Genomic DNA, 24,423 nt, shown 5'->3' with positions numbered 1-24,423 from the left:
TGCGCGACCCAGCGCCACCCAAAACGTTATTCGTGGCTACCGAATCCCAGATACCAAAACGCCGCTCCAGAGAGCGGCGCTTAAGTTTACTGCAACGAATCAGTCGCGCACGTAAATGATTTCCGGACCGTCTTCGTCATCTACGTCTTCTTCGTCCCAATCGTCGTCACCGATGTCATGGACCGACTTCACGCCGCTGCGACGCAGGGCACGCTGGTCGTCCAGCGCCTGCAACTGGGCGCGGGCTTCGTCTTCGATCTGCTGATCGAGCTCAGCCAGTTCAGCCTTGAATACCGGGTCAGCCGCCAGGCGGTCAGCACGGTCTTCGAGGTAGCGCATGATGTCGCGGGTCAGGCGCTCGGTGCCTTCTTTGGCGATGGCCGAGATCACGTAGACCGGGCCAGTCCATTCCAGGCGGTCGACGATTTCCTTGACGCGCGCGTCGTGCTCTTCTTCAAGAATCTGGTCGCACTTGTTCAGCACCAACCAACGATCACGCTCGGCCAGGGCCGGGCTGAACTTGGTCAGCTCGCTGACGATCACTTCGGCGGCATCCGGTGCGCTGGTGTCATCCAGCGGCGCCATGTCGACGAGGTGCAGCAGCAAACGGGTACGCGACAAGTGCTTGAGGAAGCGAATGCCCAGGCCTGCGCCGTCGGAAGCCCCTTCGATCAGGCCAGGAATATCGGCGATCACAAAGCTTTTCCAGCGGTCTACGCTGACCACGCCCAGGTTTGGCACCAGGGTAGTAAACGGGTAGTCGGCTACTTTCGGCTTGGCGGCCGAGACCGAGCGAATGAAGGTACTTTTGCCGGCATTTGGCAGGCCCAGCAGACCTACGTCGGCGAGTACTTTCATTTCCAGCTTCAAGTCACGCTGCTCGCCCGGCTTGCCTGGCGTGGTCTGGCGTGGTGCACGGTTGGTACTGGACTTGAATCGGGTGTTACCCAGACCGTGCCAGCCGCCCTGCACAACCATCAGCTTCTGGCCAGCCTTGGTCAGGTCGCCAATGACTTCCTGGGTAGCGGAGTCGATGATCGTGGTGCCAACCGGTACGCGCAGTACCAGGTCTTCGCCTTTTTTACCGGTGCAGTCGGTGCTGCCGCCGTTGGAGCCACGCTCGGCATCGAAGTGCCGGGTGTAACGGTAGTCGACCAGGGTGTTGAGGTTTTCGTCGGCCATCATGTAGATGGAACCGCCGTCACCGCCGTCACCGCCGTTGGGGCCACCGTTTTCGATGAATTTTTCGCGGCGGAAACTCATGCAACCGTTACCGCCGTCGCCTGCTTTTACTCGGATGGAAACTTCATCAACGAACTTCATAACAAAACGCCTCTCGTCGCACGGACGAGCTTAAAAAAACCAAGACATAAGACTCTTGCAAAAATGAGCGCAGCGACCTCAGAAAACGACCGCCTATCCAGCGCCTGAGCCCATCACAAACAGCTTTGCAAGAGACTCACTCCACAAACGAAAAAGCCCCGTCGCGAGACAGGGCTTTTCCAGCGATCGCGCAATTAAGCGGCGACAACGCTCACGTAACGGCGGTTGAAAGCGCCCTTTACTTCAAACTTGATCACGCCTTCGATTTTAGCGAAGAGGGTGTGATCTTTACCCATGCCAACACCGTAACCGGCGTGGAATTGGGTGCCGCGCTGACGCACGATGATGTTGCCCGGAATGATTTTCTGGCCGCCATACATCTTAACGCCAAGGCGTTTGGCTTCTGAGTCGCGACCGTTACGGGTACTACCACCAGCTTTTTTGTGTGCCATGAGTCAATTCTCCTAGTGAGGAATTAGGCTGAAATTAAGCCTGAATACCGGTGATTTTGATCTCGGTGTACCACTGGCGGTGGCCCATACGCTTCATGTGGTGCTTACGACGACGGAACTTGATGATGCGGACTTTATCGTGACGACCTTGGGAGATCACTTCAGCCACAACGGTAGCGCCAGCAACGACTGGAGCGCCGATGTTCACGTCATCGCCATTGGCGACCAACAGAACGCGATCAAAGGTAACGGATTCGCCGGTAGCGATTTCCAGTTTTTCGATCTTCAGGTATTCACCTGGGGCGACCTTGTATTGCTTGCCACCAGTAACAATTACTGCGTACGACATGGTATTTCTCCGATAATCCTGCTCACCCAGCTCTTTATAAGAAGAGGTATTGGCTGGCATGGCTGCATGGGATGGACGTCCCTAATGCAATTGCGTAAGGCAGGTGCTGCCCAGGAAGTTCAGGGTGCGCGATTGTACGCAAGGTAAGGAAGCCTTGCAAGGGGCCGTCCATCGCGCCTTGACAGTGCCGGGCGTGGGTCCTAGCATGCCGCGCAACCCTTCTGGAGCGACTGTCGCTGATGCAACCCCAAGCCTTCTACCGCGCGGTCGCGGACGATTTTAGCGCCGTCGACGTCATCATCAAGAAGCAGCTGACTTCTAAAGTGCCGCTGGTCTCCAAAATTGGCGACTACATTACGTCGGCCGGCGGCAAACGCCTGCGTCCTTTATTAGTGTTGCTGTGCGGCAAGGCCCTGGGCCGCGAAGGCGATGACCTGCGCCTGCTCGCCGCCACCATTGAATTCCTGCACACCGCCACCTTGCTGCATGACGACGTGGTCGACATGTCGGGCATGCGCCGTGGCCGCGAGACTGCCAACGCGATGTGGGGCAATGCGCCCAGTGTTCTGGTCGGCGATTTCCTGTACTCGCGCTCGTTCGAAATGATGGTCGAACTGGGCTCGATGCCGGTGATGAAAATTCTTTCACAGGCCACGCGCATCATCGCTGAAGGCGAAGTGTTACAGCTGTCGAAGGTGCGCGACGCCAGCACCACCGAAGAAACCTACATGGAAGTGATCCGCGGCAAAACCGCGATGCTCTTCGAAGCTTCGACCCACAGCGCCGCGGCCCTGTGCAAAGCGACGCCAGAGCAACTCGAAGCGCTGCGTACGTTCGGCGATCACTTGGGTGTTGCGTTCCAGCTGGTGGACGACCTGCTCGACTACAAAGGCGACGCCGAGACCCTGGGCAAGAACGTCGGTGACGACCTGGCCGAGGGCAAACCGACCCTGCCGCTGATCTACACCATGCGCGAAGGCACGCCGGAACAGGCTGCCCTGGTGCGCAAGGCGATTCAGAAAGGCGGGATCGAAGACCTGGAGGCCATCCGCGCTGCGGTGGAAGCCTCGGGTTCCCTGGAATACACCGCACAATTGGCGCGTGACTATGTAGCGCGTGCCATCAAGTGCCTGGACGCCCTGCCTGCCAGCGAATACCGGGATGCGCTGGTTGAGCTGAGTGAGTTTGCAGTCGCGCGTACTCACTGATTTGCGCCGATTCATGTGGGAGCTGGCTTGCCTGCGATGACTTCAGTGGATTCACTGCCGCTGTCACAGGCAAGCCAGCTTCCACATTTGACCGCGTCTCACCCCGCCCGAATCTAAAACCCTATATAATGTGCGACTTTTAGCCATCCTGACTCTCAAGGAGCTTTAGTGAGCACGTTGCCACCCTGCCCGAAATGCAATTCCGAATACACCTACGAAGACGGCGCCCAGCTGATCTGCCCGGAATGCGCCCATGAGTGGTCCGCCAATGGCGAGGCCGAAGCAGCCAGCGATGAAACCGTGAAGAAAGACTCTGTGGGCAACGTCCTGCAGGACGGCGACACCATCACCGTGATCAAAGACCTCAAGGTCAAAGGCACCTCGCTCGTTGTGAAGGTCGGCACCAAGGTCAAAAACATCCGCCTGTGCGATGGCGACCACGACATCGATTGCAAGATCGACGGTATCGGCCCGATGAAACTCAAGTCCGAATTCGTGCGAAAAGTCTGAATCTGCTGCCTCCATCCCGCGCCCGCCGCGGGATGGCGTTTCGCCCTCTGCCTTGATCGAACGCAATATCCACACAGAAAACTCAGGAAACCGCCAATAGGCACTTGCTATTCCACGAATAAGAATTATTCTCATTGAAACCCATCAAGGAGAATGCACCATGACGTATTTGATAGATGCCTGGCTGGACCGCCCACACCCTTACCTTCGAATCCTGCATCGGGAAACCGGTGAAGTCTGTGCGGTGCTGGAGGAAGAGGCGCTGAATGAGCTGCAGGATCAGGGCGACCTGGATGTGAATGGCCTGAGTTCCAGCGAGCCTGGAGTGCTGAAGGAAGTGGTACGTAACCTGTTTCTGTTCTGCTATGCCCGAGCGTTGCGCCCGGCGACGGAGCTTAATGGCAAGTTTCATCCATGAGCGACCGCGCAAAACCTGAATGCACCGGCTCCCACAGGGAGCCAGGTGCAATTGTCAGCAGGTCTTACAGAACGTCGAGCAGCTCGACGTCGAACACCAGAACGCTGTGCGGCGGGATGCTGCCAACGCCTTGAGCGCCGTAAGCCAACTCGCTCGGCACGTACAGGCGCCATTTGCTGCCGGCATTCATCAGTTGCAGGGCTTCGGTCCAGCCGGCGATCACGCCACCCACCGGGAATTCTGCAGGCTGGCCGCGCTCGTAGGAGCTGTCGAACACAGTGCCGTCGATCAGGGTGCCGTGGTAGTGAGTGCGCACCTGATCTTCGCGGGATGGCTTGGCGCCGTCACCGGCAGTCAGCACTTCAAATTGCAGGCCGGAAGCCAACGTGGTGATGCCGTCACGCTTGGCGTTTTCAGCCAGGAAGGCCAGGCCTTCGCCAGCAGCCGCTTCAGCTTTGGCAGCCGCTTCGGCTTGCATGATTTCGCGGATAACCTTGAAGCTGGCAGCCATTTGCTCTTGATCAACACGGCTTGGCTTACCGGCGAAAGCGTCGGTCAGGCCAGCCAGGATCGCGTCGATGCTGACGCCTGGTGGCGGGTTGTCGCGCAGTTGGTCGCCCAGTTGACGGCCAATGCCGTAGCTGACGCGGGTTTCGTCGGTGGACAGATTAACGTCGGACATGAAGGTGCTCCGCTGTAGGAAGGCATTCAAACCGCGCACAAGTGCCGCGCGTTGCGTGCCATCCAGAACTAAAAGGGCCAGCAGACTAGCACACAACACCGGGCGTTGATGAGCACCCGGGCATACCTATCTACTGCCAGCCCCTGCCCGCACCTCTCCATGCTGGTGATTCAACTCATCACCCTTGGGGCTGTGCCAATGAGTACGCCGAACACCCTTCAATCTGCACCCACGCTTGATCAGATTCATGCCCACTTGATGGAAATTGACCCCAGCCTGCGCGCGCTCGGCAAGCAGACTGTCGCCTTGCCAGAAGAGCGCTTGGCGCTGGAGCAGATCAACACCACCTTGAAGCGCATCAACGGCGCATTCAAGAACAAGGCCCGCGACCTGTATCGAGACCTCGACGGGGCAGACCTCACCCAGCCTGCGGGTCAGCAATACCTTGCCCAACTAAAAACCAACCTGAACAAAAACCTTGAGGCCCTGGATGAAACAAGCGCCGTCGATGGCCAGAGCCGTAAGACGTACCTGACCTTCAGCGCCGGCATCAGCGCCCTGGAGCAGGAGACCCGACTCAACGTCAGTGACTACCTGCTCTCCCCCGCCGACCTGCAGATGCTTGAAGACTGCTCCCGCGGGCCAGGTTTCCGGCCGGGCATGTACGCGCTCACGTTCAGCTACCAGGCGCACACCGTGGCATTCGCGGGGGCCTTCGTGCTGACGCGCAAAGCCAGCCCGACCGTCGACAGCCTGAGCGCCACCGAGCCCGTCGGCCCGGTGTTGCTGTTCACGCCGTCACGCGGCCTGGAGGCTTTCGACTCGCTGCACGAACTTGAGAGAGGCTTGCAGTCAACGCTGGCGACGCGCGCCGGCCTGGCAGAATTCAGCACTCACCTGCCCGTGCAGTATCAGCACCTCGACGCCATTGGCATTTTCCCGCTGGAACTGCTGCCCATTGAGGGCGAACCGCTGTTCGAATACACCTATCAGGCTCTGCTCGACAAACGCGCGAAAGACATCGAGTTCGCCCTGAGCCTTGCAGAAGACAATCTGTGCAACGCGGCTCAACTCAAGCAACACTTGGACAACGCCATCGACGCCGCCTTGCCCGACCTGACCCAACGCCTGGAATTCAGAGCTCAGCAGTTACTTGAGCGTCATTTATTCAACGCATTGCCCGACTGGTACCGCAGCGCGAGCAGCGTCCAACGAACCACGCTCGACCAACACCTGGTCCGCTATAACAGCGCCCGACAAACATTCCTTGACCTGTTTGGTCCTGCCGCAACGCCCCAGGCCCTCGCCCGCCATCAGTGGGCTGAGCAACTGGCCGATGAAATGGACATTCACGACCTGGACCCTGACCTGCTACACATCACGACCCGTCGCACAGTGCCCCACGTTGGCACGTATGAGCAGAAACGCTCACTGGTGGAGCTTTCCCTGCGCGGCCTGCACACAAATGACAGCACGCCGGGCTCGGCCTTCCTCGAACACAGCACGCTGAGTTATGCCGACGCGCCGCTCAAGGCTGAACACGCCGAACTGACTGCGCAGAATGTGGTGACTCACGTACAAGCGCTGCAACCTCGCCTGGACTTCGCCACTGGCCAAAAAACCGCCCTGGCAACCCCGCAAATCAAACAGGCCGCGCGCGATTTTTTTGACCAGCGCCTGGTAACCCTCGCTTATGTCGCCACACTCAAAGGCCATCTGAGCCAGACTGATTTCGAACTGTTTGAACACCTGCGAGAAAAACCTGGCCCGCAGCTGTGCGCCCAAACCGTGCTACTGCACGGTGCACAGTTCAAAGACCTGTGGCTGTTGCGCGAGAACGACGCCAGCGGCAAGGTCAAACGCCTGTTACTGTGCGCGCCGAACGCGCCGGGCACACAAGAGTTCTTCGCGTTCAACACCCTGCACGCCTGCCAAACGCACATCATCGGCTGGCTCGACAACACGCCCCACAGCAGCAAACCGACGATGCGCGATTACCTGCTGGAGCAATTGCCCCTGCGCTTTCGCCCAAAGATGCGCGCGTTCATGCAAGGCATCAGTTTGCGGCCCGATGCCGAGGAGCATCAGGAAGTCACCTTCGGCAAACCTCGCACTCACGCGGACTGCCTGGACGCTCTGGCTGCGCACCAGTTGGCGGTGCAGGGTGACGACTACGAGCAAAGCTCGCCAGCCTGGTATCGCGCGGCTTCCACGGCAGACCGCGCGCGTCTGGTGACCCTCGCGGATGATGCCGCCGGGGCGCTGCGCACCTACGATGCCAGGCCGGATGCCGAGGCTAACTTTCCGACATTCGAACGTTACCTGCACGAACAGGCCACGCTCAGCCTGAATAAATTGTTGGGCCGCTCCCGGAACGATATCGACCCGGACAGCGTCTTCGCCTACTCACCCAAGCCCTTGGTCGGAACCTCTGCGCTCCCCGTCTCCTACACCACCCTGTACCGCGATGGGTACGAAGACGGTATCGGGTTTCTCAACGAAAAATTCTCCGCAGCGGCCACCTTTCGCGGCCCGCCGGAAGTCGACCTGACACCCTTGACCCCACAGAACGTCGCGCGCTCCGTTACCGGCGTCTGGATCGGCCGGCGCTATACCGACGAAGTGCGCCAGCGCCTGCAAAGCAGTACCAGCCCGGGGTACGCCGAACGTCGCGACGCCGTGCTGGCGATCCAGCAACTGCAGATGAAAAGCGCCGCATTGGAGTCGCGCCTGCAAGGGCATATCGCCAGCGGGGACCTGGCCTGGCTTGAACTGGCCATCGACAGCCTGGCAGCAACCGACGGCACTACGCGCACCCTGTATAAAGTCCATCGGCTGGTGATTGATGGCGACTGGGTGCTTGGCAATTACCTGTTCAGCCACGCCGACAAACCGGTGTTGCTGTACACACCCGATGCGCCGGATGGCGTGTGCTTTCGCGAGGCCAGGTTGTTCAACTACCTGTTGAAACAGGTTGAAGGCATGATCGGCTACTGGGCTGCACGGATGCCACAGCAGGCCATTTCGCGCGTCAGCAGTTTTCTCCAAACCGCCAAAAAGAGCCTGCCGGAGGATATCAATCGCACCACACCGAGCCCCGCCCGGCATGACGGGATCAGCCACATCAAGCCTCTGAGCGATTTGCGGCATGAGTTCTACAACATGCGCCTGCAACGCAAGATTGATGACGTGCACGCCACCACGGTCAATCGCACCCAAATGATTACCGGCATCCTGTGGACCTGCATTGAATGGGTAACCGCCGTGGCAACCATGCCATTTCCTGTACTGAGCCTGGCCCTCGGCGGGCTACTGGCCTTCAAGGACGCCATGCTCGCGCTGAATGCCTACCATCAGAACGACAAAGGCGCCGCCCTGGACCACTACATTGGCTATTTGGCCAACTTCGGGGGCGGCTTGTTATTTGATCTTCGCCCCGCATTTAAAAGCACCTTGAAGGCACTGCGTCCGACGATTCGCACCGGCCCCCAGGCGGCAAAAAACGCATTTATCAGCCAACTCGACACGCTCGACCCCGAAGGCATGCAGCATGTGCTGTTTGATGGGCAATCGTTATGGGCGCCACAACAGCCCGATGCCTTGGGCCGCTACGTGCTGTATCGCCACGATCCACTGACCGGTCAGTTGCATTCAACCGCACGCCTGGCTAATCGCAACGCTCGCGGCGAGTGGGTGCGCACCGGAATGGCCGGTGGCGGGCGCAAGAAATATGAACAATTATTGGCCGATGACAACAGCCCACTGGACGCCTTTGACGTGGCGCCGGATGACGCCAAAACATTCCGCGCGTTGCTTGCTCCTGAGTTCAAAAACAACCTGGTGGACATCAACGATGTCGTTGAGGCCGCCGCTCAAACCACGGCGAGAGCCGAGGTAGAACCACTGCGCCTGGCTTACACTCAGAAAGTCGAGCAACTGCGCCTTAGCGCCGACGCCTTCTTCCAGACCCAGCCAGTCCCTGGGCCTAAAGCGCACCTGCCGATGCTCGCCACCGATGCGGCTCACGGCGATATCCTCAAGACGCTGTTCAGTCGGGATAAACGCTTGATCATCGGGGCCGCCAACAACTCCATCGCCAGCAAGCAGCTGCTGATAGAGCAACTGCCATTAATGGTCGAACAGGGACTCAAGCGGGTATATATCGAAAACCTGCCCCGCGACCTGTTCCACCGCAAGCTGAAAATCCTCAATAACCAACTTGAGGGTGATAAGGCCCAAGCGCTGAAGCAGATCAGCAATCATCTGAAATGGATCGACGAGACCTTGGGGCTCACCGAAGAGGCGCCCTTTACCTACCGCAAGCTGCTGTACGAAACCCAGCGCTTGAATATCGCAATCGACGGCCTGGATGCTGCCGCCTCCTACCATATGGAACACGTACTGGCCCTGGGAGATGGACCGCGCTTCATCCCCCGCAGCAGCAAACTGCGCAACTTTTACTCACACACAGTCATTCAGCACAGGCTGAGAGACAACCCGGGTGAAGGCTGGATAGCCCTGGTGGAATCGAATCGCCTGGGTTCGTATGAGCGGATTTCAGGGCTCGCCGACCTGCAAAATGCCCCGGCCCTGCGCATCAAGGATGCAGCGCCGGGACAGCCCACAGGGCTGCATCCCGACAGCGCCTCCAGCGGGCAATCCCGAGGGGATTACGCGTTATCGATATCGGCGCACACCGTGACGTTGCCAACACCGCGTACCGTTTCGCCTGCAAGCGTTGCCGCGTCGCACTTCGCCGAGTTCGACATACCCCACGCCATTTACGCCCCCATTGAGGAGATGACGCAAATCCGTCGCGGGCTGGATACGCGCTACACGCCGACCAAACCCGACCATATCGGCGCACAACGCCAATTCTTCGAAATACGGCAACGCTTGGCGACGGCTGCACAAAACGCCTTTGCCGACGTCACCCTGGCCCCGCGCGCACCTCTGACTCAACTCTCGACCCAGAGCGAGCAGGTCTTTATCGAGCAGCTGTATCGGCACAAAAACGGATTGATCATCGGCGAAATCCACATCCAGCAATCCGCCAAGCAGTTGTTGATCGGCGCCATGAAGCACCTGAAAAAACAGGGGGTGAAAACGTTGTACATGGAGCACCTGCTCACCGACCTGCATCAGGCAGCACTGGACACCTTTCACCGCACCTCGAAAATGCCGCCAGGCTTGAGAAACTACCTGATGGCCCTCGATGCCGGACAAATGCCGGGGTACAAGGGCGCCCACACGTTTACCAACGTGGTCAAAACAGCGAATAAATACGGGATTCGCGTCAGGGCACTGGACTGCACGGCCAGCTATCACCTCAAAGGCCTCATCGGTGATATGAGCCGTAGTGAGTTATTCAACTATTTCGCCAATGAAGTGATCAAGGCCGACCAACTGGCAGAAGGCGCCCATAAGTGGGTGGCTTTCATGGGCAATTCCCATACCGATATGCACCGCGGAGTACCAGGAGTTGCGCAGTTGCAGGATGCGGTCAGCCTGCATGTGCGCGATACCTACCCGGAGCAGGCCAAGAAGCTGCGCATCGGCGGCTGGCAATCACTCGGTGAACACTCGATTGTGGCCGTGCGCAGTGATTTCAGAATTGACGTGGGCAACCTCAAACAGCCGGTGCCACGACGCGCGCCGCTGCCCGACCGTACTCGGCTGACCGAAGCGGGCCTGTTCTTCATCGAGCGCCCCAGTGAGTTCGAAGTCAACCTGGTTCACCGCTCACGCAGCAATGACATCATCGCCACGCCGATTCAGATCAATGACAAAGGCCAGTACTTTATCGAACGCTGGGATGCACTCAAAAATGAGCGTTTCTTTGACCTTTCGCAGCTTATCAACATCCTCAAAGCCGACCCTCCTGCAGGCATCGGGCTACGAGCAATAACCTGACCCACACCGCCTAACAACCCCGCCCGGCAATCGGGCGGGGTTCACCGTTCATCAGTCCGCTTAAAAATAATTTCAGATCCACGCCTTGCCGCCGATACCGACCTACATACTTTGGCTGGCTCAAACAACAACACCGTCCAGCAGACAGACATCACCTTATGGAGCTTTCGATGAATAGCTGGTTCGGCAACATTAGCGTCAACCTCAAACTGGGCCTGGGCTTTGGCCTGGTACTCGTCCTCACCTCGATCCTGGCCCTCACCGGCTGGACCAGCCTGGGCGGCTTGATCGATCGCAGCAACTGGATGAGCGACATCACTCAGCTCAACGCCTCATTGACCAAGCTGCGCATCGTGCGCCTGCAATACATGCTGGCCAACGGCGACGAAGCCGTGGCGCAAAACGTACAGACCAGCCTCGACGCCTTCGCCGCTCAGCAGCAAAAGCTGCTGGACAGCTTCAAGAGCCCGGAAAACCTCAAGCTGCTCAACCAGCAGAAGGCGGTGATTACGGCGTATCAGCAGTCATTGAACAAAATGCGCGAGGCCTACCGTAACGGCGCCAGCGCTCGCCAGGTAATGGGCGACAAGGCCGACATTGCCAATGCCCAAATCAATGCACTGGAAGACAGCGTGGAGCAAATGCCCGAGAGTCCTGAGCGCTTCGCCCAGTACCAGGCCGTAAGCAATGCCAAGGAAGACTTCCAGTTGGCGCGCTACGAAGTGCGTGGCTACACCAATAACGTCAACGCCGAAACCGAAGCCCGCGCCGCCGCGCAAATCGACAAAGCCATCGCTAGCTTGAAAGGCCTCAACGCCACGTTTGGCAGCAGTCAACAAAGCGCGCTGGCCTCGCTGGACACCGCGCTCAGCGTCTATCGCAGCGCCGTGCAAAGCTACAAGGCAGCCAACGCCAACATTGTCACCGCCCGTGCCGAAATGACCACCCAGGGTGGCGATATCGTGACGATCAGCGAAAAACTCTACGACATTCAACTGGACCGCCGTGACGTCGAAAGCGCCCAGGCCCGCAGCCTGCAATTGATCAGCACGTTGCTCGCCCTGCTGGTCGGCATCATCGCAGCGTGGGTAATTACCCGCCAGATCACTCGCCCGATCAGGGAAACCCTGGCCGTGGTCGAGCGCATTGCCTCCGGCGACCTGAGCCACACCATCCAGGTCACCCGCCGTGATGAACTGGGCGTGTTGCAACAAGGTATCCAGCGCATGGGCACCACCTTGCGTGAGCTGATCAGCGGTATTCGCGACGGTGTGACGCAAATCGCCAGCGCCGCCGAAGAGCTGTCTGCCGTCACCGAGCAAACCAGTGCCGGTGTGAACAGCCAGAAGATCGAGACCGATCAAGTCGCCACCGCGATGCATGAAATGACCGCCACCGTGCAGGAAGTCGCACGCAACGCCGAACAAGCCTCCCTCGCCGCCGCTGACGCCGATAGCCAAGCCCGTGCAGGCGACAAAGTGGTGGCCGAGGCCATCGCCCAGATCGAACGCCTGGCCGCCGAAGTGGCGCGCTCTACCGACGCGATGACCCATCTGCAACAAGAGAGCAACAAGATCGGCAGCGTGATGGACGTGATCAAGGCCGTGGCCGAACAGACCAACCTGCTCGCGCTCAACGCTGCGATTGAAGCGGCACGTGCCGGTGAAGCCGGTCGCGGCTTTGCCGTGGTAGCGGACGAAGTGCGCGGCCTGGCCCAGCGCACGCAAAAATCCACCGAAGAAATCGAAGGCCTGGTCGCCGGTTTGCAGAACGGCACCCAGCAAGTGGCAGCGGTGATGAACAACAGCCGCAGCCTCACCGACAGCAGTGTCGAGCTGACGCGCAAGGCGGGCGTGTCGCTGGAAAACATCACCCGTACGGTGTCGAATATCCAGTCGATGAACCAGCAAATTGCAGCGGCGGCGGAGCAGCAAAGTGCCGTAGCGGAAGAGATCAGCCGCAGCATCGTGAATGTGCGTGATGTGTCGGAACAGACTGCTACGGCGAGTGATGAGACGGCTAAATCGAGTGTGGAGCTGGCGCGGTTGGGTAGCCAGTTGCAGCAGATGGTCAGCCATTTCCGAGTGTAAGAACACACTCTTTCAGGGTCTTTGAAAGCCGACGGTATTTCTAACCCGATCAGTCAAGTCCAGACACTGTCACTGTCACTGTCACTGTCACTGTGGCGAGCGGGCTTGTCCCGCGTTGGGTTGCGTAGCGACCCCAAAAAATGGGACTGCTGCGCAGTCCAACGCGGGACAAGCCCGCTCGCCACAGGTGCAAACTTAGACATACTCGGCCCTCCGTGAGTTGGGCCTTACCACTCAGCCCTCGCCTTCTTCAACAAACACCAGCCGATTCCCAAATGGATCGTTGATGCTCATCTCCCGCGAGCCCCAAGGCGTTTGCTCAACCCCGGGCTTGGCATATCGGTAACCCTTGCCCAGCAATTGCTGCTGATACGCGTCCACGCCCTGCGCCTGAATCCGCACCGCCGAACCCGGCGACGCATCGCCGTGATGCTCGGACAAATGCAGCACGCACTCACCCAGCGATACCTGCAGATACAGCGGGAAATTCGCTTCAAAGCGATGCTGCCAATCCACCTTGAACCCCAGAAACTCCACATAGAATTCCAACGCCTTGGCCTCGTCGAAAATCCGCAGAATGGGGACTACTTTTCCTAAGTGCATGTATCCGCCTCCTTGTCTGAAAACCCAACTATAGAGGGTTTCCCGTGTTAAATGGCAGATCGCAATCGCAGGCAAGCCAGCTCCCACAGTTAACTGCATTCCAACGCTGAAACTTGGTCAACTGTGGGAGCTGGCTTGCCTGCGATGAACGATAACCCGGTCTACCGTCCAGCCACGAATCCACGACGCAAATCGCCACTGCGCGCCAGAAACCGGCCCGGCCGCTGACCGTTCGCCTGGCCGTCGCTGTAGCTCAACACCCCGTTGATCCACACGCCATCAATCCCCTGCGCCGCACACTGCGGCTGGTTGAAGTCGGCCACATCGCGCACCAGCAGCGGGTCGAACAACACCAGGTCGGCCCAGTGCCCCTCGCGAATTTCGCCACGCTCGGCCAAGCCAAAACGAGCGGCCGACAACCCTGTCATTTTGTGCACGGCGGTGTGCAGCGGGAACAAGCCAACATCCCGGCTGAAATGCCCCAGCACCCGCGGGAACGCGCCCCACAAACGCGGGTGCGGAAACGGGTCTTCGGGCAACCCGTCCGAACCCACCATCGACAGCGGATGCGCCAGGATACGTCGCACATCCGCCTCATCCATGCCGTAATACACCGCCCCCGCCGGTTGCAGACGACGCGCTGCGTCCATCAGCGAAACATTCCACTGGGCAGCGATATCCTGCAAGTCACGCCCGCCCACTTCCGGGTGCGGCGTCGACCAGGTAATGGTGATGCGAAACGCATCGGTCACCTGCTTCAAATCCAGCGTCGAAGAGCTGGCCGCATAGGGATAACAATCACACCCCACCAGATGGGTCTTCGCCGCCCGTTCCAGCGACGCCAACAACTGCGGGCTGCGCCCCCAGTTGCCTGCGCCCGCACATTTGAGGTGGGAAATGATCACCGGTACCTGCGCATGCCGGCCAATCTGATACGCCTCATCCATCGCCTCCAGCACCGGTTCGAATTCACTGCGCAAATGGGTGGTGTACACCGCGCCGAACGCCGTCAATTCTTCACTGAGTTGCAGCACCTCGTCAGTCTCGGCATTGAACGCGCTGGCGTAGGCCAGGCCTGTGGATAAACCGAGGGCGCCGGCTTCGAGGCTCTCTTGCAGCTGCACGCGCATGGCAGCGATTTCATCCGGCGTGGCGGTGCGGTGCAGGTCGTCCATATGGTTGCTGCGCAGCGCCGTATGGCCGATCAGCGCGGCGACGTTGACTGTTGGATGGGCGCTTTCCACCGCCGCGCGATAGTCGGCAAAACGCGGATAAGTGAACGCCTCACGCTTGCCCAGCAGGTTCATCGGGTCCGGCGGATCGCCGCGCAGCGTCACCGGCGATGCGCTGATGCCACAGTTGCCGACGATCACCGTGGTCACACCCTGGCTCAGCTTGGGCAGCATCTGCGGATGGCGGATCACCACCGTGTCGTCGTGGGTGTGCACGTCGATAAAGCCCGGCGCCAGCACGCGGCCGCTGGCCTCGATTTCATGCTCGGCTACGGCTGTCGACAAGTCCCCGATGGTCTCGATGCGCCCGGCAAGAAGCCCCACATCGGCCACATACCCAGGCGTGTTGCTGCCATCAATGATCAGCGCCTGGCGAATCAACGTGTCGTACTTCATGTCAGTCTCCAAGCGGCAGGCTGTCAGGGCCGCCGCGATAATCATCCAGGGCCAGCTTGATCCGGCGCAGGCGTTCCTGGTTGTCGTCCGGCAGGGCCAGTGCCAGCTCGGTGGCGAGCAGGTCGATGGCCAGCAGCATTCCATAGCGCGCCGCAGTGGGCTTGTAGATAAAACTGGTTTCGGCCGGTTGCAGCGCCAGCACGACGTCCGCCAATTGGGCCAGGGGCGAGTCGGCCAAGGTGATGGCGATGATGCGCGCGTCGTAGTTGCGCGCCAGCGTCACCACGTCCAGCAATTCAGGCGTGAGGCCGGTGAGCGAACACACGATCAGCGCATGCTCCGGGCCCAGCGTCGCAGCCGTGACACGCATCATCACCGGGTCATGGCTGGCGGCAATTGGATAGCCCAGACGCACCAGGCGCACCTGCAACTCATCGCTGCACAGGCTCGACGGGCCACCCATGCCGAACGCATGGATCATCCGCGCCTTGCCCAGCAGGCTCACCGCGTCGGCGAAACGTGCCTGGTTAAACCCCGACAGGTGCTGGCGCAACGTCGCCTCGATATCGCCGAGAATCTGCCGATGAAACGCCGATTGCTCCGGCAACCCCGCAGGGTCCAAAAAGCGGCTGCCAACGCCGCTGGCCTGAGCCAGTTGCAGCCGCAAGTCACGCAAATCCCGGCAACCCACGCTGCGTGCAAAGCGCGACAACGTGGCGGTGCTGACCTCGGCCCGGTGTGACAGCGCTTCCAGACTGGCCGACGCGGCAAAGCCCACGTCATCAAGCATCAGCTTGGCGATACGCCCTTCACCGGCGCTGAAGGAGCCCTGGCGGGCGCGGATCTGGTAGAGGATGTCCATGGGAGCTCCGGGTTACAAAATGCAGGACAAACCATAAGTGAGACCGAAAGCGACCACCGAAATGAGGGTCTCCAGCACGGTCCAGGTCTTGAAGGTCTGGATCACCGTCATATTGAAGTATTCCTTGATCAGCCAGAAGCCGCCGTCGTTCACGTGGGAAAAGATCACCGAGCCTGCGCCAGTGGCCAGCACCAGCAATTCAGGGTGTGGATAACCCAGGCCCAGGGCGACCGGCGCCACCACACCCGACGCGGTGGTCATGGCCACGGTGGCCGAGCCGGTGGCGATGCGCATCAGCGCAGCAAACAACCAACCCATCACCAGTGGCGACAAATGGAAGGCGTGGGCCAACCCGAGAATTTCATTGGTCACGCCGGCGTCCACCAGAATGCGGTTCAACCCGCCGCCCGCGCCCACCAGCAAGGTGATGCTGGCGGTCGGCGCCAGGCATTCGTTGGTGAACTTGAGGATCGACTCGCGGTTGAAACCTTGCGCCAGGCCCAGGGTGTAGAAGCTCACCAGGGTCGCCACCAGCAGCGCGATCACCGAGTTGCCGATAAACAACAGAAACTGGTTAAAACCAGTGCCCGGCGTGGAAATCACATTGGCCCAACCGCCGATCATCATCAGCACCACCGGCAACAGAATGGTGCCCATGGTCAGCGCAAAGCTGGGCAAACGGGTGCGCGGCTCGCGGTCGATAAACTGGCGTTCCAGCGGGTTCTCCGCCGGCAACTGGATGCGCGGCACGATGAATTTGGCGTACAGGGGGCCGGCGATGATTGCCGTGGGAATCCCCACCACAATGGCATACAGCACGGTCTGACCGACCGACGCGTTATACGCCAGCACCGCCATCATCGCCGCCGGGTGCGGCGGCACCAGCGCATGCACCACCGATAACCCGGCGACCATCGGCAAGCCGACCATCAGGATCGACACGCCTACACGCCGCGCCACGGTAAAGGCGATGGGCACCAGCAACACAAAACCGACCTCGAAAAACAGCGGCAGCCCCACCAGGAAAGCGATGCACACCATCGCCCAATGCGCGTTGCGCTCGCCGAACCGGTTGATCAGCGTGCGCGCCACCTGCTCGGCGCCTCCCGACTCGGCCATCATCTTGCCGAGCATGGTGCCCAGCGCGACCACCAGGGCGATGTGCCCCAGGGTTTTACCCACGCCCGCCTCGTACGACCCCATGATGGTGTCCGCCGGCATACCGGCCATCAGCGCCAGGCCGATGGAGACCAGCGTGATGACGATGAATGGGTTGAGTCGGTAACGTGCAATCAGCACAATCAAAGCAATGATGGCGATGGCAGCGTATGCCAATAGCCCGAAGCCCGGTGATGCGGCCATGCGGTACTCCTCGGAAAGGGTCACGTCGAGTTGGTTGTGAAACTCATAAATCATTACCGAGGGCTACTTTCAATTTTTATGAAAGTAATTTTCGCGCACAGACAAGCGCTGTCGCCTGGGGATATGTCTGGCGCCAGCCCATGAAAATTCGGGGGGTGTTCTTACATGCAATTCAAGCGACGCGGAACCCGGAAACGACAGGTCCAGTCATAGAAGACGGATGCACTGTCACCTGCCCATCAATAAGGAAACCCCACAATGACTCGTCAAGCCCTGCTCGCTCCTTTCATCGCCAGCGCCCTTTTTCTCGGGCTGAGCGGTACAGCGTCTGCCGAAGACAGCCCGGCACTGACCAAATGCATGAATGGCGCCAATAGCGACTCCTCGATGGTCGCGTGTCAGGCCCAGGAACTGAAGGTGCAGGACGCTCGACTGAACAAGGCTTACCAAGCCGTGATGAACTTTGAGCAAGGCGAGAAAAAGCAGCAACTGCAGGACGTTCAGCACTTGTGGATCAAATACCGTGACGCCAACTGCGGCTTTATGGACAGTGCCAGCGGCGGCACTATCGATCGGGTCAACGGCGCCGCCTGCAGGGTGGACATGACCCAAACCCGCGCCGCTGAACTGGAGAGCCTGTTGCCGTTGTAATCAATCGTGCTGCACGCGGGCGCGCTTGAGCAACTTCTTGCAGCGCTCCGACAAATGCAGCACCCGCACATGCTTGCCAGCCTTGGCATAGCGCTCGCGCAGGGTCATCAGCGCAGCAATCGCCGAGTAGTCGACAAAGCTCAGGTGACGGCAATCGAGCGTCACGTGGGCTGGGTCATTGGCCGGGTCGAATTGATTTAAAAACGGCGTGGTCGAGGCGAAGAACAAGGTGCCGTGCAGGCGATACAACTTGCTGCCGTCGGCTTCCAGATGCTCGTCCGCGTACAGCTCACGGGCCTGTTGCCAGGCGAAGTTCAGCGCCGCAATCACGATGCCGCACAGCACTGCCGTGGCGAGGTCGGTGAACACCGTGATCACGGTGACCGCCACAATTACCAGCACATCGTTGAGCGGCACCTTGTTCATCACCCGCAACGAGGCCCAGGCGAAGGTCTGCTGGGATACCACGAACATAACGCCCACCAGCGCCGCCAGCGGAATGCGCTCGATCAGCGGCGACAAGAACAGAATGAACAACAGGATCATCACCCCGGCAAACACCCCGGAGAAACGCCCGCGCCCGCCGGAGCTGAGGTTGATCACGGTTTGCCCGATCATCGCGCAACCGCCCATGCCGCCGAACAGGCCCGAGACCATATTCGCCGCGCCCAGCGCCACGCTCTCGCGGTCGGGGTAGCCACGGGTTTCAGTGATTTCGTCGGTGAGGTTGAGGGTCAGCAGGGTTTCCAGCAGGCCGACCATCGCCATCAAAAACGCGTAGGGCGCGATGATACCGAGGGTTTCCAGGGTCCACGGAATCTGCGGCAAAGCGAACGTCGGCAGGCCGCCGGCGATGTGAGCCATGTCGCCCAGGGTGCGCGTCGGCAGGCCGAGCAGGTACACCGCCAGGCCCACGCCCAAAATCGCCACCAACGCAGGCGGTACCGCCCGCGTCAGGCGCGGCAGCAGGTAGACGATGGCCATGGTCAACGCCACCAACCCGGTCATCACGTAAAGCGGCGTGCCGCTGAGCCAGGTGTCACCGCTTTTGAAATGCTCCAGTTGCGCCAGCGCAATGATGATCGCCAGGCCGTTGACGAAGCCCAGCATCACCGAGTGCGGCACCATGCGCACCAGCTTGCCCAGGCGCAGCACGCCGAAGGCGATCATGATCAGCCCGCCCAGCAGCACCGTCGCCAGTAAATAGTCGACGCCGTGCTGCACCACCAGCGCGACGATCACCACCGCCATCGACCCGGCGGCGCCGGAGACCATGCCCGGCCGCCCGCCAAACAATGCGGTGAGCGTACAAATGATGAACGCGCCGTAAAGGCCCATCAGCGGGTTGAGGTGGGCCACCAGGGCAAAGGCAATGCATTCAGGCAACAGGGCAAAAGAGGTGGTGAGGCCAGCCAAGGCATCGGCGCGCAGACGGGTGAGCTTCATGAGGTACCGGGGTAATGCGGGGGATAAGGCTGGGGATGGTACGGAATTGCGGTAGATGGGGCTAGCCTGGAGAACCGAGGTGCAGCCATCGCAGGCAAGCCAGCTCCCACAATTAACCGCGTTCCACAGCTGGGAATGCAATCAAATGTGGGAGCTGGCTTGCCTGCGATGCAGACGACGCGGTGCTAAGTGAACATCACACCATTTCGTTGCGAATCCACTCGACTACCGAGGTCCGCTTCGGCGCCCAGCCCAGCAACTCACGGGCATGCTTGCCACGCACCCGGCTGTTGGAGCCCAGGCCATAGTTGGCCATTTCATAGCCCCACTCGGCTTCAGCCTCGGCCAACGGCCAATCCTGTGGTTTGCCCAGCTTCAGCGCTTGGGCGATGGCAGTGGTCATGTCGACAAACGCCGCTTCGCCGCTTTCCACGAAGTAAAAAGTACCCGGTACGTTCTTCTCAAGCGCCAGCAGGTACAGCGCCACCACGTCTTCAATATGCACGTTGGACCAAATGTTCTGCCCCGTGCCCACATGGCGTACCACGCCACTTTTGCGCGCCTGCTTGAGCAAGCGCGGCAATTGCACGCTGTCACGCTTCACGCCCAGGCTGTGGCCGTAGATCAGCGTGTTGCAGATCACCGCCGAATTCACGCCGTCGTTGGCGGCAGCAAGGATCAGGTTATCGATAGCCACGCGCGCCGCCTTGTCGACAGTCGGTTCCGGCAGGTTGCCTTCGACGTAGATAACGTCACTGGATTGACCGCCCGACGCATCACCGACAATGCTCGAACCGCTGGTGTGCAGAAACGGCTTGTTCGACCCTTTCAAGGCGGCCAGCAAGGTTTGCACCGCAACCCGATGGTCGCTGCTGGCGGCGTTGATCACCGCATCGGCCTTCGAAGCCTGCTCGCTCAACAGGGCCGCGTCGTCCAGGGTGCCGATCACTGGGGTGATGCCCAGGGCGGTCATTTCAGCGGCTTGCTCGGCGCTGCGCACCAAGCCGGTAACGGTGTGGCCAGCCTTGACCAGGCCAGTGGCGATGGAACCGCCGATAAATCCTGCTGCGCCGGTAACGAATACGTTCATGGAGTGTGCTCCTGACTGGGTAAGTGATGGGCCCAGTATCGAGGACTCATCCCTGTCGAATAAGACCGTATTGCCCAATTCAATCTTGCGCCCAGCTCACGAATCAGCAGGCGTAGCGCGCGAGCTTGGTTTGAATGAAGTCCAGAAAGCACTGGATGCGCAGGGCCAGTTGCGAGTTGCGGTAGAACACCGCGTGAATCGGCTGGCGATAGCCGCTGTTGAACGCTTCCAGCACCGGTACCAAGCGCCCGGCGTTGATGTCTTCGACGGTCATGAAGTTCGACAGGCAGCAAATGCCCTGCCCCTCCAGCGCCAATTGGCGCACGGTTTCGCCGCTGGAGGCGGCGATACTCGGCTGGATCAGCCAGCGATCGCCTTCCACATGGCGCAGCGGCCAGTGGTTGAGGGTTTCAGTTTGGGTAAAACCCATCAAGGTGTGCGCCGCCAACTCCGCCACCGTCGTCGGTGTACCGTGTTTTTTGAGGTAGTCGGGGCTGGCGAGGATATGCAGCGGCGTGCAACCGAGCGACCGCGCATGCAGGGTCGAGTCGGCCAGCACACCGATACGAATCGCAATGTCGGTGCTCTGCTCCAGCAGGTCGATGATCAAGTCATCGCTGTTCAGCTCCAGCTGGATCTCGGGGTAGAGGCTGCGAAACTCGGCAATGTACGGCACGATCCCGTGCAGCATGAACGGCACGGCGGCGTTGATGCGCAAACGCCCGGCGGGTTTTTTCTGGCGCGACGACAGGCGCTCTTCCAGGTCGTCCATCTGCGCCAGGATCACCTTGGCCTGCTCGAAGAAGTATTTGCCCTCCTCGGTCAGGTCCATGCGCCGCGTGGTGCGGTTGATCAGCGTCGTGTCGAGCTTGGCTTCCAGGCGCGACAGCGTGCGGCTGACCGCCGACGGCGTCTGCCCGACCTGCTCCGCCGCGGCGGAAATCGAGCCGCACTCAATCACGCTGACGAAGATCTGTAGCTCATCGGATCGGGCTTTCACGGGCGGTCCTCGTTATCGGTTGCTGGCAGCTTACACCGAGAATTTGAACACCTGCGCCAGATGCGCTTCGTAACGCGCCACGTCGGCTTCGATGGCCGGGCGTTTCATCACGTCCACGCAGAGGAAGGTCGGCAGGCCAGTCATGCCAAGAAATTCGTTGGCCTTGTGGAACGGGAAGTACACAGCGTCGACACCCTTGGCTTCAAAGAAATCCGTGGGGTCGTCGAAGGCTTGCTGCGGCGCGTTCCAGGTCAGCGAGAGCATGTACTGCTTGCCCTGAATCAGGCCGCCGCTGCCGTACTTTTGCGACGCATCGGAACGAGTGCGGCCATCGCTGGCGTACAGGCTGCCGTGGCCTTCGGTGAAGACTTCGTCGATGTACTTCTTGACGATCCACGGCGCGCCCATCCACCAGCCGGGCATCTGGTAGATGATCACATCGGCCCAGAGGTATTTCGCCACTTCCTCGGCCACCTCGTAGCCTTCGTCGATATGGGTGACTTTGACGTCGATGCCCGCGCGGTCCAGCACGGCCACGGCGGCGTCGTGCAGGGTGGTGTTGTAACGACCGTCGGAGTGAGCGAATTTCTTGCCGCCGTTGAGCAGGAGGACTTTTTTCATGGGAAGGATCCAGAGGGTTGGGAATGTCTGCCGGCAGGCTATCGACATCTGCCCCAAGGAATAAGCGGCGGCGCGGCAAAATACATTTGACCAAAACGCACGAATAAACCAGCACTCTTGATTTAACCGCCGATCAGCAAGTGGCCGCCCAACAGCGCCACGCCAATAAAAAACACCCGCTTGAACAGCACGGCACTGATGCGTTCACGCAGCGCCTGGCCCAGCCACATGCCCAGCAACGCGGGAGCCAGCGCCAACACGGACGCATTGAGTTCGCCGCTGCCCAGGGTGCCGCGCCAGGCCAAGCCAGCAGCCAGCGCCAGGGTAGAAGCCGTGAACGACAACCCCAGTGCCTGCACCAACTGATCACGATTCAAGCCCAGCGCCTGCAGATACGGCACCGCCGGAATCACGAACACGCCGGTGGCCGAGGTGATCACGCCGGTAATCACGCCACACAACGGGCCAAGCCAGTGTTCGGTGGCAGGCTTGACCTGAAACGTGGGCAAGAACAAACCGCTCAACGCGTACATCAGCAATGCCCCGCCCAGGGCGCGCACCACCCAGTGCTCGCCGCCCATGCCCAGCCCCAGCGTGCCGAGCCCGGTGCCGAGGAAGATCAGCAGCAGCATCGGCCACAGGCGTTTGACCAATGCGCTCAGGTGACCGCCGAAGGCCAGTTGCCAGAGGTTGGTGACGGTGGAAGGAATGATCAGCAATGCGGCAGCCTGCGCCGGCAGCATAGCCAGGCCGAGCAGGCCCACGGCGACGGTGGGCAGGCCCAGGCCGATGATGCCTTTGACGGTACCGGCCAGCAGGAAGGTGCCGAACACCAGCAGGGTCAGGGCGGGGCCGATGTCTGTGTAGAACGCGAGGAAGGTATTCATGGGCGGAGTGTGGAGGTTTTCGATGATCTCGAAAATTCGCCATATACTGAGGCTGCCTCTTGTTTTGCGTGAGGCTGATGCCGCCATCGCAGGCAAGCCAGCTCCCACACTTGAAGGTATTCACACATCCAATGTGGGAGCGGGCTTGCCCGCGATGAGGCCAGCCCAGCCACCCGAGAACCCCAGCCATGCACTTTGACCTGATCGACCTGCGCCTCTACCTGCATATCCTCGACACCGGCAACATCACCGCCGGCGCCAGCCGCAGCCATTTATCCCTGGCCGCCGCCAGTGCGCGCATCCGCGCAATGGAAGCCTCATTGGGCATCGAGTTTCTCGAGCGCAACCGCCGAGGCGTCACGCCAACCCCCGCCGGCAAGGCCCTGGCCCGGCACGCGCGCCTGCTGCTGCAACAGGCGGAGCACCTGCAACAGGACCTCGCGGAATACGCCAACGGCGTCAAAGGCCAGGTGCGCCTGCTGTGCAATACCACGGCGCTCAGTGAATACCTGCCGGAATTGCTCGCGGACTTCCTGCGCAAACACCCCAACCTCGACATCGACCTGCAGGAACTGCCCAGCCTGCGCATCACTCACGCATTGCGCCAAGGCACGGCAGACTTGGGCATCATCTCCGACGCCGTAGACACCCACGGCTTGCAAACCCTGCGCTTTCGCGCCGACCCGCTGGTGCTGATCGCGCCGCTGGATCATCCGTTCAGCCAGGGGAGTTTTATCGACAGCCTGCAACACGACTTTGTGGGCCTGACCGCCAACAGTGCCCTGACGGTTTACCTCGAAGAGCAAGCGTTGCACGCGGGTTTCCGCCTGCAAACACGCATCCGCGCCGAGGGTTTTGACGGGTTGATTCGCATGGTCGCCGGCGGCGCAGGGCTGGGGATTGTTCCCCAGGCCGCGCTGGCGCGTTGGCCGCTGGAACCCAACTTCAAAACCCTGGCGCTGCAAGAAGACTGGGCCTGCCGAACACTGCTGCTGTGCGCGCGCTCGTTCGACCAATTGCCCGGCTACGCCCAAGCCTTGCTTGACGCCCTGGCCCTGCCCTTGCGGAAAAACCCGTAATACACCGCCGACAGAATCAACAGGAACGGCACGCCGAACACCTCGGCGAAGTACGTTGTGATCATCACCGCGCCTATCAGCACCAGCCCCAACAGCGTGGTGTGCCGCTTTATTATTGTGATGATTGTTGCTGACGCTGAACCCTGTGGGAGCTGGCTTGCCTGCGATAGCGGTGGGGAATTCACGGCCGCGATAGCAGGCAAGCCCACGCCCAACATTGATGTGGGTGGTGGTTAAGTTTCGCGGTTG

At 60.3% G+C, this 24,423-nt stretch carries 20 protein-coding genes and 2 pseudogenes; 8 read left to right on the top strand and 14 right to left on the bottom strand.

Features of this window, described 5'->3' with window-relative positions:
* Positions 1 to 99: 99 nt before the first annotated feature.
* The 3 genes from cgtA to rplU all read right to left on the bottom strand — a co-directional run bounded on the left by cgtA (position 100) and on the right by rplU (position 2,124).
* Positions 100 to 1,323, bottom strand: coding sequence for an Obg family GTPase CgtA (cgtA, locus tag ACP7A2_RS06835; protein ID WP_426133597.1), 1,224 nt, complete (start codon positions 1,321 to 1,323; stop codon positions 100 to 102).
* A gap of 194 nt (positions 1,324 to 1,517) precedes the next feature.
* A complete protein-coding gene (rpmA, locus tag ACP7A2_RS06830) occupies positions 1,518 to 1,775 on the bottom strand; it encodes a 50S ribosomal protein L27 (RefSeq protein WP_003176049.1) in 258 nt (85 codons plus the stop codon).
* A 34-nt stretch (positions 1,776 to 1,809) separates the two neighbouring features.
* Positions 1,810 to 2,124, bottom strand: a complete 315-nt coding sequence (gene rplU, locus ACP7A2_RS06825) for a 50S ribosomal protein L21 (RefSeq protein WP_003176051.1) — start codon at positions 2,122 to 2,124, stop codon at positions 1,810 to 1,812.
* 239 nt (positions 2,125 to 2,363) lie between these two features.
* Between rplU and ACP7A2_RS06820 the strand changes: the two genes are divergently transcribed.
* The 3 genes from ACP7A2_RS06820 to ACP7A2_RS06810 all read left to right on the top strand — a co-directional run bounded on the left by ACP7A2_RS06820 (position 2,364) and on the right by ACP7A2_RS06810 (position 4,260).
* Positions 2,364 to 3,332: a polyprenyl synthetase family protein gene (locus ACP7A2_RS06820; protein ID WP_426133596.1), complete on the top strand. Its 969-nt coding sequence runs from the start codon at positions 2,364 to 2,366 to the stop codon at positions 3,330 to 3,332.
* Positions 3,333 to 3,500: 168 nt separating this feature from the next.
* Positions 3,501 to 3,842: a zinc ribbon domain-containing protein YjdM gene (locus tag ACP7A2_RS06815; RefSeq protein ID WP_027617845.1), complete on the top strand. Its 342-nt coding sequence runs from the start codon at positions 3,501 to 3,503 to the stop codon at positions 3,840 to 3,842.
* A gap of 160 nt (positions 3,843 to 4,002) precedes the next feature.
* Positions 4,003 to 4,260: a hypothetical protein gene (locus tag ACP7A2_RS06810; RefSeq protein WP_003194088.1), complete on the top strand. Its 258-nt coding sequence runs from the start codon at positions 4,003 to 4,005 to the stop codon at positions 4,258 to 4,260.
* Between the two features lie 64 nt (positions 4,261 to 4,324).
* On the opposite strand, the gene ACP7A2_RS06805 is transcribed toward ACP7A2_RS06810, so the two are convergent.
* A complete protein-coding gene (locus tag ACP7A2_RS06805) occupies positions 4,325 to 4,942 on the bottom strand; it encodes an FKBP-type peptidyl-prolyl cis-trans isomerase (protein WP_348060379.1) in 618 nt (205 codons plus the stop codon).
* Between the two features lie 198 nt (positions 4,943 to 5,140).
* Here ACP7A2_RS06805 and ACP7A2_RS06800 point away from each other — a divergent pair, with 198 nt between their 5' ends.
* The 3 genes and pseudogenes from ACP7A2_RS06800 (at position 5,141) to ACP7A2_RS06790 (ending at position 12,945) form a co-directional block, all read left to right on the top strand.
* A complete protein-coding gene (locus ACP7A2_RS06800) occupies positions 5,141 to 10,855 on the top strand; it encodes a membrane-targeted effector domain-containing toxin (protein ID WP_426133595.1) in 5,715 nt (1,904 codons plus the stop codon).
* Positions 10,856 to 11,013: 158 nt separating this feature from the next.
* Positions 11,014 to 12,042, top strand: a pseudogene (locus tag ACP7A2_RS06795) (methyl-accepting chemotaxis protein); the annotation flags it as partial.
* A gap of 39 nt (positions 12,043 to 12,081) precedes the next feature.
* The gene (locus tag ACP7A2_RS06790) at positions 12,082 to 12,945 is read left to right on the top strand and encodes a methyl-accepting chemotaxis protein (RefSeq protein WP_375070064.1); all 864 of its coding nucleotides are present in this window, start codon (positions 12,082 to 12,084) and stop codon (positions 12,943 to 12,945) included.
* Positions 12,946 to 13,179: 234 nt separating this feature from the next.
* On the opposite strand, the gene ACP7A2_RS06785 is transcribed toward ACP7A2_RS06790, so the two are convergent.
* The 4 genes from ACP7A2_RS06785 to ACP7A2_RS06770 all read right to left on the bottom strand — a co-directional run bounded on the left by ACP7A2_RS06785 (position 13,180) and on the right by ACP7A2_RS06770 (position 17,454).
* On the bottom strand, positions 13,180 to 13,548 hold the full coding sequence (locus ACP7A2_RS06785; RefSeq protein ID WP_348060373.1) for a glyoxalase superfamily protein: 369 nt from the start codon (positions 13,546 to 13,548) through the stop codon (positions 13,180 to 13,182).
* Positions 13,549 to 13,709: 161 nt separating this feature from the next.
* Complete coding sequence (locus ACP7A2_RS06780) at positions 13,710 to 15,176, bottom strand: N-acyl-D-amino-acid deacylase family protein (protein ID WP_426133594.1); 1,467 nt, start codon at positions 15,174 to 15,176, stop codon at positions 13,710 to 13,712.
* Between the two features lies 1 nt (position 15,177).
* Positions 15,178 to 16,038, bottom strand: coding sequence for a MurR/RpiR family transcriptional regulator (locus tag ACP7A2_RS06775; protein WP_426133593.1), 861 nt, complete (start codon positions 16,036 to 16,038; stop codon positions 15,178 to 15,180).
* A gap of 12 nt (positions 16,039 to 16,050) precedes the next feature.
* Positions 16,051 to 17,454: a gluconate:H+ symporter gene (locus tag ACP7A2_RS06770; RefSeq protein WP_426133592.1), complete on the bottom strand. Its 1,404-nt coding sequence runs from the start codon at positions 17,452 to 17,454 to the stop codon at positions 16,051 to 16,053.
* 204 nt (positions 17,455 to 17,658) lie between these two features.
* On the opposite strand from ACP7A2_RS06770, the gene ACP7A2_RS06765 reads away from it, so the two are divergent.
* Positions 17,659 to 18,051: a lysozyme inhibitor LprI family protein gene (locus ACP7A2_RS06765; protein WP_426133591.1), complete on the top strand. Its 393-nt coding sequence runs from the start codon at positions 17,659 to 17,661 to the stop codon at positions 18,049 to 18,051.
* On the opposite strand, the gene ACP7A2_RS06760 is transcribed toward ACP7A2_RS06765, so the two are convergent.
* From ACP7A2_RS06760 to ACP7A2_RS06740, 5 genes are all read right to left on the bottom strand, one after another.
* Positions 18,052 to 19,497 carry a SulP family inorganic anion transporter gene (locus ACP7A2_RS06760; protein WP_426133590.1) on the bottom strand — a complete coding sequence of 482 codons (1,446 nt, stop codon included), beginning with the start codon at positions 19,495 to 19,497 and terminating at the stop codon, positions 18,052 to 18,054.
* A 196-nt stretch (positions 19,498 to 19,693) separates the two neighbouring features.
* On the bottom strand, positions 19,694 to 20,587 hold the full coding sequence (locus ACP7A2_RS06755) for an NAD-dependent epimerase/dehydratase family protein (protein WP_426133589.1): 894 nt from the start codon (positions 20,585 to 20,587) through the stop codon (positions 19,694 to 19,696).
* A gap of 103 nt (positions 20,588 to 20,690) precedes the next feature.
* Positions 20,691 to 21,587: a LysR substrate-binding domain-containing protein gene (locus ACP7A2_RS06750; RefSeq protein WP_375070020.1), complete on the bottom strand. Its 897-nt coding sequence runs from the start codon at positions 21,585 to 21,587 to the stop codon at positions 20,691 to 20,693.
* 30 nt (positions 21,588 to 21,617) lie between these two features.
* Positions 21,618 to 22,208, bottom strand: a complete 591-nt coding sequence (locus ACP7A2_RS06745; protein WP_426133588.1) for an NAD(P)H-dependent oxidoreductase — start codon at positions 22,206 to 22,208, stop codon at positions 21,618 to 21,620.
* A gap of 122 nt (positions 22,209 to 22,330) precedes the next feature.
* Complete coding sequence (locus ACP7A2_RS06740; protein ID WP_426133587.1) at positions 22,331 to 23,095, bottom strand: sulfite exporter TauE/SafE family protein; 765 nt, start codon at positions 23,093 to 23,095, stop codon at positions 22,331 to 22,333.
* Between the two features lie 188 nt (positions 23,096 to 23,283).
* Between ACP7A2_RS06740 and ACP7A2_RS06735 the strand changes: the two genes are divergently transcribed.
* Positions 23,284 to 24,174: a LysR substrate-binding domain-containing protein gene (locus tag ACP7A2_RS06735; protein WP_426133586.1), complete on the top strand. Its 891-nt coding sequence runs from the start codon at positions 23,284 to 23,286 to the stop codon at positions 24,172 to 24,174.
* Here ACP7A2_RS06735 and ACP7A2_RS06730 read toward each other — a convergent pair.
* A pseudogene (locus ACP7A2_RS06730) lies at positions 24,120 to 24,278 on the bottom strand (amino acid permease); the annotation flags it as partial. The gene ACP7A2_RS06735 and the pseudogene ACP7A2_RS06730 overlap by 55 nt on opposite strands.
* Positions 24,279 to 24,423 lie beyond the last annotated feature (145 nt).

It is taken from the genome of Pseudomonas sp. PWP3-1b2 (genome assembly GCF_049896045.1).
GTDB classification, from domain to species: Bacteria; Pseudomonadota; Gammaproteobacteria; order Pseudomonadales; family Pseudomonadaceae; genus Aquipseudomonas; species Aquipseudomonas antarctica_B.
This window is presented reverse-complemented; position numbering and strand designations above follow the sequence as displayed.